The 8,038-nt window shown below is 62.6% G+C and carries 8 protein-coding genes and 1 pseudogene; 8 read left to right on the top strand and 1 reads right to left on the bottom strand.

What is annotated here, in order from left to right:
- From EN738_RS26380 to EN738_RS26355, 6 genes and pseudogenes are all read left to right on the top strand, one after another.
- Positions 1-262, top strand: a pseudogene (locus EN738_RS26380) (hypothetical protein); the annotation flags it as partial.
- A gap of 64 nt (positions 263-326) precedes the next feature.
- A complete protein-coding gene (locus EN738_RS26375; RefSeq protein ID WP_127286259.1) occupies positions 327-1,346 on the top strand; it encodes a glycosyltransferase family 2 protein in 1,020 nt (339 codons plus the stop codon).
- Positions 1,347-1,472: 126 nt separating this feature from the next.
- A complete protein-coding gene (locus EN738_RS26370; RefSeq protein ID WP_127286258.1) occupies positions 1,473-1,865 on the top strand; it encodes a hypothetical protein in 393 nt (130 codons plus the stop codon).
- Positions 1,866-2,051: 186 nt separating this feature from the next.
- Positions 2,052-2,885: a family 16 glycosylhydrolase gene (locus tag EN738_RS26365; RefSeq protein WP_245478379.1), complete on the top strand. Its 834-nt coding sequence runs from the start codon at positions 2,052-2,054 to the stop codon at positions 2,883-2,885.
- Positions 2,886-3,042: 157 nt separating this feature from the next.
- Complete coding sequence (locus tag EN738_RS26360) at positions 3,043-4,374, top strand: UDP-glucose/GDP-mannose dehydrogenase family protein (RefSeq protein WP_127286256.1); 1,332 nt, start codon at positions 3,043-3,045, stop codon at positions 4,372-4,374.
- Positions 4,375-4,406: 32 nt separating this feature from the next.
- Entirely contained in the window at positions 4,407-5,486 is a 1,080-nt protein-coding gene (locus EN738_RS26355) for a glycosyltransferase (RefSeq protein ID WP_127286255.1), read from the top strand.
- Positions 5,487-5,680: 194 nt separating this feature from the next.
- On the opposite strand, the gene EN738_RS36440 is transcribed toward EN738_RS26355, so the two are convergent.
- The gene (locus tag EN738_RS36440; protein WP_245494702.1) at positions 5,681-6,124 is read right to left on the bottom strand and encodes a hypothetical protein; all 444 of its coding nucleotides are present in this window, start codon (positions 6,122-6,124) and stop codon (positions 5,681-5,683) included.
- An 88-nt stretch (positions 6,125-6,212) separates the two neighbouring features.
- Here EN738_RS36440 and EN738_RS36435 point away from each other — a divergent pair, with 88 nt between their 5' ends.
- Together EN738_RS36435 and EN738_RS26345 are read left to right on the top strand one after the other, a co-directional pair.
- Complete coding sequence (locus tag EN738_RS36435) at positions 6,213-6,998, top strand: glycosyltransferase (protein WP_245494699.1); 786 nt, start codon at positions 6,213-6,215, stop codon at positions 6,996-6,998.
- Positions 6,999-7,344: 346 nt separating this feature from the next.
- Positions 7,345-8,038 (top strand): glycosyltransferase (locus tag EN738_RS26345; protein ID WP_189605985.1); only part of this gene is annotated, 694 nt, incomplete at its 3' end.

Here is an 8,038-nt window from a genome sequence, read left to right as displayed (position 1 = left end):
CGTGCTGCTTGGTGGAGCGGGCACGCTGCTGTCGGAGCGCGCCACGCGGATCTTGTCGCGCATCGACAATGCCGACCTGCTCCACATGGTGATCGCGCCCTGGCTGTCGTCGTTGCGCTGGCCGCAGCGCCGCACGGTGCTTTGGGAATTGTGCGGCCGCGCGCCGGTGCGCTATCTGGCCGAGGCCGGCTGGGCAGCCTCGGCCGATCTCAGCCGGCGCATTTTCGAACGGCCGGCAGTCGGCGAGGCGGGCAGCCGGTGACGAACGTCTTGGGCATCAAGGGGCAGCAAATTTGGAAGAACTCGTTCAATCGAGAGGTGAATTGATGTCCAGCACAATGTCCCGGGTTTGCGTGATCATCGCCGCCCGCAACGCCGCCCGGACCATCCCGGCCGCCATCGCTTCGGCGCTGCGCGAACCGGAGGTGGCCGAAGTCGTCGTCGTCGACGACGCGTCCACCGACGACACCGCCGAGGTCGCGCGCGCCGCCGATGACGGCAGCGACAGGCTCAAGGTCATGCGTCTCGACGTCAACCGTGGTCCGTCCTTTGCCCGCAACGCCGCGATTGCCGGCTCCAGCGCGCCGTTCATCAGCATTCTCGACGCCGACGATTTCTTCCTCGAGGGCCGCTTTCGCAGGCTGTTCGCCAGCGCCGACTGGGATTTCGCCGCCGACAACATCATGCTGATCAGGGACGATACGGCCACCGACGTCTCCAAGGTCGTCGCCCCGCCCTTTTCGGCCGATCCGGAGTTCCTCGACTTCGAGCGCTTCGTCGAAGGCAACATCTCCAGGCGCCGCGTGCAGCGCGGCGAACTTGGCTTCCTGAAGCCCGTCATCAGCCGGGCCTTCCTCGATCGCCACGGGCTGCGTTACGACGAGAAGCTGCGCCTCGGCGAGGACTATGAACTCTATGCCCGGGCGGTCGCCTGCGGCGCGCGCTTCAAGGTCATCAGGTCCTGCGGCTACGGCGCCATCGTGCGCGCCGATTCGCTCAGCGGTCGCCACAAGACGCAGGATCTGAAGCGCCTGGCCGATGCGGACCTGGCGCTGCTTGCGATCGACAGCCTGCCGGAAACGTCCAAGGCGGCGCTGAGAAAGCACGAGCGTCACGTGCGCGACAAATACCGGCTGCGCAATTTCCTCGACGTGAAGGCCGAGCGCGGTCTGGCATCGGCCGCCGCCTACGCGCTGGCCAGCCAGTCGAACCTCTTGCCCATCGTCCTGGGCGTTGCCGCCGACAAGTTCGAGGCGCTGTTTCGCCAGACCGGCCTTGCCCCCAAGCGGCCGGTGCCGCCGATGCGCTTCCTCATGGCCGCCAACGCGCAAGCTGTTGAAAAGTAAGCCGGACCGCAGCGCCGCGGTGGGCCAAAACGCGAAAAAATCGCCATTGCCAAACTCCGAGGTTGCTTACTCGTCCTCGGAATGGCAGTGTATGTTGCGGTGCAGCAATTTTGGAAGGCCAACCGGATGGCTTCGATATTCGGCTTCAGATCCAGGGATCCGGCCCGGGACCGGCAGACCGATCTCCAGCGCTTCGATCGTCTGGCAAGGCTGCTCGATCAGATCGCCGGCGAGATCGAGGCGGAGAAGACCGGGCTTGAGAATCGCTACCGGACGAAGGCGACGAATGCCGCTTTCCTGGTCGAGGCGATGGAGAACGGTTCGGCGTCGACAGGCAAGTCGTCGGAAGTCAGCGAATTGACGAAGTCGATCCTGAATTGCGAGCGGCGCATTGCCGAGCTTGCCCGCCAGAACGGCGTGATGAAGGAACTGCGTCATTCGATCGACGCGATTGTCGACGAGAGTGCGCAAGGTCGCGATTCGCGGACCGGTTTCGTCAAGTCGGCAGGCGGACGCTGACGGCGCGAGCACGGGGCCGCAGGCACAGGTTTGGTACGAGGCACAGTTAAGGAGTTCTAGGGGCGGAGGTTCAAGCGGCTCGCGCGGGCGGGCCATTTGGTGACTTTTGGGTTGGGGCGGACAGCACAAAGGTGAGTTGGTATGAACGCATATCCGAAGACTACCCCCATCGTCGCGGCCGATGCCATGCCGTCACAACGGCAAGCGGCCCTGCGGCGGTTCTGCTCGGCAGGCGCGCTTCTTCTGGCCGTTGCCGCAAGCCTGGTCGCAGCCCCGCATCCGTCGCATGCGCAGGACGTGCAGAGCGCGCCGTCATTCGTCGATGATTTCACCAGTTTCGATCATTCGCGCTGGTATGTTTCCGACGGCTGGTCGAACGGCCCCCACCAGAATTGCACCTGGTCGAAGAGCCTGGTCGAGCTTTCCGACGGCGTGCTGACGCTCGGTTTCGAGAAGCGCCAGGTGAAGGACCGCGAATTCGCCTGCGGCGAGGTCCAGACCAAGAAGCGCTACGGCTACGGCACCTACGAAGCGCGCATGAAGACCGACACCGGATCCGGCCTCAACGCCGCCTTCTTTTCCTACATCGGTCCCGCCGACAAGCAGCCCTGGGACGAGATCGACTTCGAGGTCCTGACCAAGGACACCTCGAAGGTCCAGGTCAACACCTACATTTCCGGCAAGCCGAAGAACGAGAAGCTCGCCGATGTCGAAGGTGGCACCGACAAGGGCTTCAACGACTACGGCTTTGTCTGGGAAAAGGAGCGCTTGCGCTTCTACGTCAACGGCAAGCTGGTCCAGGAAGTGACCAACCCCGCGGAATTGCCGACCCATTCGCAGAAGATATTCTTCAGCCTCTGGGGTAGCGAAAAGCTGACCAACTGGATGGGCCCCTTTTCGGACCCTGGCCGCAAGGTCACAATGCAGGTCGAGCGCGTCGCGTTCACGGCATTGGGCGAACCATGCCAGTTCAAGGAATCGCTGGCGTGCGGCATAAATAGCGGCGCCAACAGCAACTAGGGTTATCATCCGAACCCAAGGTCGACGCGGCAAAGCCAGGAACCGATTTTGCCGCGCAGGCCTTAGGTTCGCTCAAACAGGAACAGCCGTGGGGATCACGGCCAGGCAACATTGAACCGGCCGGACCGAAGACGGCCCTGAACAGGAACAAAACCGAATGAATTTGACCGTCTTTGGAATTGGCTATGTCGGCCTCGTGCAGGCCGCGGTGCTGGCGGAGGTCGGGCACCAGGTGGTGTGCGTCGACATCGACGAGAAAAAGGTCGAGCGGCTCAACCAGGGCCTGATCCCGATCTTCGAGCCCGGGCTCGAAGCGCTCGTCAAGGAGAACCACGCGGCCGGCCGCATCCGCTTCACCACCGACGCCGTCGCCGCGGTCAAGCACGGCCAGATCCAAATGATCGCCGTCGGCACCCCGCCCGGCGAGGACGGTTCGGCCGATCTCAAATATGTGCTCGCCGTCGCCGAGGCCATCGGCCGCGAGATGGAGGCGCCCAAGATCGTCGTCGGCAAGTCGACGGTGCCGGTCGGCACCTGCGAGAAGATCAAGGCCCGGATCGCCGAAACGCTTAAGGCGAGAGGACGCGAGGATCTCGCTTTCGACGTCGCCTCCAATCCGGAATTCCTCAAGGAAGGCTCGGCCGTCGCCGACTGCATGAAGCCCGATCGCATCATCGTCGGCACGTCCAGCGAGGATACAGAGGCGGTGATGCGCGAACTCTATGCGCCGTTCAACCGCAACCACGAGAAGATGATCGTGATGGACGTGCGCAGCGCCGAGTTCACCAAATACGCCGCCAATTGCATGCTGGCGACCAAGATCAGCTTCATGAACGAGATGGCCAACCTGGCCGAGCAACTGGGCGCCGACATCGAGGAGGTGCGCAAAGGCATCGGCTCCGATCCGCGCATCGGCTACCACTTCATCTATCCCGGCCTCGGCTATGGCGGCTCGTGCTTTCCAAAGGACGTGCGCGCGCTGATCAAGACCGCCGAAGGCGTCAAGTTCGACGCCAAGCTGCTGCGCGCCGTCGAGGAGCGCAACAACGAGCAGAAGTCGGTGCTGTTCGACAAGGTGCACCGCTATTTCAAGGGCAACCTCAAGGGCAAGACCTTCGCGCTCTGGGGCCTGGCCTTCAAGCCCAACACCGACGACATGCGCGAGGCGCCTGCGCGCACGCTGATGGAGGCGCTGTGGCAGGCCGGCGCCAACGTGCAGGCCTACGATCCCGAGGCAATGCAGGAATGCCAGGCCATCTACGGCCTGCGCGACGACCTTTTGCTCTGCGGCACCAAGGAAGCGGCGCTGCGCGGCGCCGACGCGCTGTTGATCTGCACCGAATGGAAGAGCTTCCGCGCGCCCTCCTTCGATGCGCTGAAGGATGCGCTGACCACGCCGGTGATCTTCGACGGCCGCAACCTCTACGATCCCAAGGTCATCGCCCGCTACGGCATCGAATATTTCAGCATCGGCAGGATGGCGGCGTGAGGGCAGGGCGGCACAACAAGGAGCCAGGGTCCATGAAAGTTCTGTTTGCAGGCGGCAACGGCTACACGCCACAATTCAGCGGCGGTGTTCAGTCGAGCACGCACCATCTGGTCGAGCAGCTGCGCGAAAACGGTCATGAGGCCTCGGTCCTGGCGGCGCTGTTCGGCGACGGCATGTTCGGCTTCAAGGCGCGCGCCAAGATGAAACTGCTCCGCCAGCGCGCCGTCATCGACACCTTTCCCGGTTACCCGGTGGTGCGGGCATGGTTCCCCTGGGAGGCGGCGGGCTTCGCGGTCGAACGGTTGAAGCCCGATGTCGCGGTGGTCCAGTGCCACAAGTCGGTGCCGATTGGCAGGGAACTGCAGGCGCTGGGCGTGCCGCTGGTTGTCTATCTGAGGAATGTCGAATTCCATGAACTGGCTGGCGACCTGCGCGAACTGCGCTCGGCGCTCTACATCGCCAATTCGGAGTTCACCGCCCGCACCTACAAGGAAAAATTCGGCATCGATTCGACGGTGATTCCGCCCACCATCAATCCCGGAACTTACAGCACGCCGACGACCCGCGAGTTCGTGACGATGATCAACCCCTACAACGAAAAGGGATTCGAACTGGCGGTCCGCATTGCCGGCGAATGCCCTGAAATTCCGTTCCTGTTCGTCGAGAGCTGGATGCTTGACGACGACCACCGGGCTGAGATCGAAAGAACCATTGCTCCGCTGGGCAACGCCACCCTGGAAAGCCGCACCAGCGATATGAAGACGGTCTACGGCCGCACGAAGATTCTGCTTGCGCCCAGCAAATGGGAAGAGGCCTGGGGCAGGGTAGCATCCGAGGCCCATTGCAGCGGCATCCCTGTCGTCGGGTCCCGGCGCGGCGGGCTGCCGGAAGCGATCGGCGCCGGTGGCGTCGTGCTCGACTACGACGCTCCGCTCGCCGACTGGGTTGCGACGATCAGGCAATTGTGGAACGACAAGGCCGAGTACGACCGGCTTTCAGCAGCGGCGCTGTTGTTTTCAGAACGGCCGCAGATGAATCCGGACAAACAGTTCGCGACATTCCTTAATGTCCTCGACAATGCCAGGCGAAGCGGGCTGGAGCGTGCCGCCTGAAACCCGTCCTGGGGGCGACATGCACTAGCCGGATCCGCGCTCGCAGATAGGCCTCGCTAGCGCCGCGGGCGCGGGCTGTTGCGCAAGGCCTCATGCCCCCGGTTCCAGGCATTGCCTGGCTATCTCGTTTGTGATGTTGCAGTGCAATATTCTTGTGGCATCGCAGCAATCAACGTGTATTCTGTCCGTCTACATTAGGGCTTGCGCGACGCGGACCGCTTGGGGGTCTGGCCAAGTCCCAACCTTGCAGGCGGGCGATGCGCGTGGGCTTTGTCGTGGGCGAATTCCCACTTCTCTCGGAAACTTTCGTTGCGGACCAGATGGCTGGGCTGCTGGAGCGCGGCTTCGAGGTCGAGGTCGTGTGCGACAGGATGAAAGGTGACGACCGAATAGACCGGCAAAGCGAGCCGATGGCGACGCTGCTGGCCAGAACCCGGCATTGGTGGAGTTGGGCCGCTGGAATCCGCGAATTCGTACGGCGGCTGCCGCCGGGCCTGCGATACAAGGTTTCGACCGCTCTTGATATGGTTTTTGCGCGCCGCCTGAACCGCTGTGACGTGATTGTCGCTCACTTCGGACAGAACGGCGAGAGACCCTGCTGCGCTGAAGAAATGGAAGTTCCTCAAGCCGCCGGTCATAACCATCTTTCACGGCGCAGATGTCGCCATCCCGTCGCGGCAGGCAGTGCTTGCAACACAATATGCTGGGCTCATCAAGCATGGGACCTTGAACCTGACGGTCAACGATTTCTTCCGCGGGCTTCTTCTCGAAGCCGGCATGTCCCCGGCGAGCACTACGGTCCACCACATGGGAATCGATGCCCGCGAGATCAGCTACCGCTGGGAATCGTGGGAGGGCACCCCGCTGATCGTGACAACGGTTTGCCGCCTGGTGGAGAAGAAGGGCGTCGAGTTCGCCTTGCGTGCCTTGGCCGCACTCGCGGCCTCCCATCCGCAGATAGACTGGCGCTACGATATTATCGGGGACGGTCCACTGCGGATGGATTTGGAGAGGCTGGCCGCGGAGCTGGGGTTGACGGGACGCGTAACATTCCTTGGCAGTCTTCCCCACATGGAGGTGAAACGACGGCTTCGCGCGGCGCATCTCTTTTTGCTGCCGAGTGTCACCGCCAGCAACGGGGACATGGAGGGCATCCCGGTCGCGCTTATGGAAGCCATGGCCGCCGGGCTGATTGCGGTCAGCACGGTTCACTCGGGGATCCCTGAGCTGATCCAGGACCTGGAGACAGGATTTCTCGCACCCGAGCGGGATGTTTCGACGCTTGCCGGCAAACTTGCCTGGGTCGCCGAACACCCGAAGGAATGCGAAGCTGTTGCACTTGCCGCTCGTCGCAAGGTCGAGGAAGAGTTCAACGCAGATGAGCTGAATGAACGTTTTGCGCGGATCGTTACCCAACTGGCCGCGCTAGGGTCAGCAAATGAATCCACCAGGCAAATCAGCTTTGCCAAGGTCCTTACGGGCAGCCTGCCGGCTGACACTGCGCCTCAGTGATTGATTCAACGGCGGCGTGAAATTGCGGGAAATGTTGCTACGCTGCAGCAAAAATGTTGCAGTGCAACAAGACCTGTACTAACGTCGCCCGCGGGTGGGCCTAACAGCGGTCGAGTTTCATGCTGCATGTCTTGTGCCTCGGGCACGACGTTTCCGGCCCGGCTGTCATTGAGAGCACACCGGCTCCCGGCGCGTTCGAAGATGATGTCCTACAGCCATCCCGCAAGGTTTGCGCACGTCCTGTCCGACCCATCGCGTGGTCGTGCGGAACGGGGCGCCTGGTCGATATCCGCGCGAGCGCATCCTGCCGATGAAGATTTGCTTCGTGGTGGACAAGTTTCCTTCATTGTCCGAGACTTTCGTCCTCGACCAGATAGCCGGATGCCTTGAACACGGCATGGAAGTCGGCGTCGTCTGCAACGAGACGACCTTCGGCAAGGAACACAATATCGACGATCGGCGCTGGCAGGCGCTGCCCGGCAAGGTCGTGTGCTGGTGGGGTAGCCTCGGCCGCTATCGACCGCTCCTCAGGAAATGGTCAGGCAGGCTGTGGGACAAGCTCTCGACCGCCCTCGATCTCGTCAACGCGCACAAATTGCGGAAGGCCGACGTCATCGTTGCGCATTTCGGCACCAACGGCCTGCGCGTCGCCCGCGTCATCAAGCGGGGCAGGATTTCCGCACCGCTGGTGACGATATTCCATGGCAATGATGTCGGCGGGCCGATGCATGACAATACGCTTGCACGCTACAAGACCGTCTTCGAAGAAGGCGTTCTCCAAATGCCGGTGAATGCCTTTTTCAGCAACGCCCTGATCGATGTCGGGGCACCGCCAGCGAAGGTCGTGGTGCACCATATGGGCGTGCGGCCTGGCGAGATAGAGTACCGGTGGCGGTCCTGGGAGCGGGACACGCTGTCATTCATCTCTGTCTGCCGTCTGACCGAGAAGAAGGGCATCGAGTATGCGCTTCGTGCGCTTGCCGCCCTGCCGCGCCGCGACTGGATCTATTCGGTGATCGGCGGCGGCGAACTGCTGGAAG

The sequence above is a fragment of the Mesorhizobium sp. M4B.F.Ca.ET.017.02.2.1 genome (genome assembly GCF_003998955.1).
Taxonomy (GTDB): domain Bacteria; phylum Pseudomonadota; class Alphaproteobacteria; order Rhizobiales; family Rhizobiaceae; genus Mesorhizobium; species Mesorhizobium abyssinicae.
This window is presented reverse-complemented; position numbering and strand designations above follow the sequence as displayed.